The following is a 537-nucleotide window of genomic DNA, read 5'->3' on the forward strand; positions in this document are numbered from 1 at the left end:
GCCAGCCGCGCGCACCTGCGTCGATCCCAGCCGCTCGAGCAGCAGCCCGACATCCGGATCAAGGGCCGCGAGGTTGTCGCGGACATCGGCGTAGGTCGCAGCGGCGCCGATCCTCAGTTGCGCGCCGTCGTCGGTGATGGTGCCGAGTTCCCGCACCCGGCCTGTATGGATGAGCTTCGGCAAGGTCCGCAGTTGCTTGGTGATCCACAGGCCGACATCGGTGGCGCCGCCGACCAGCACCGCATCCGGGTGGCGGTCGAGCAGCGCGCACAGGCTGTCGAGCGACGACGGAGCCGCGAAGAAGGCGGCCTCGTCACCGACCAGAACGTCATAGTCGTCGGCCAGCGCGGCCAGCGCGCGCGCTGTCTCCTCCTGCCGCGCGGTGAAGGCATCGTCAGGCGCTGCGGAACAGGCGGCGAGCGCGGCGTCGACGATGGGTCGGTAACCAGTGCAGCGGCAGAGATTGCCGGCGAGCCGCGACAGCACGGCTTCGCGACCACCGGATGCGGCTACGCCATCGTGATAGAGGGTGAAGAG

General features: G+C 69.6%; 1 protein-coding gene. It reads right to left on the reverse strand.

Annotated features, from left to right (window positions below; genetic code table 11):
- A partial coding sequence (locus ACK4TH_RS13175; RefSeq protein WP_409627084.1) for an FAD binding domain-containing protein occupies positions 1–537 on the reverse strand: 537 nt, incomplete at both ends.

This window comes from Tepidimonas sp., from assembly GCF_046292505.1.
Lineage (GTDB): Bacteria > Pseudomonadota > Gammaproteobacteria > Burkholderiales > Burkholderiaceae_C > Tepidimonas.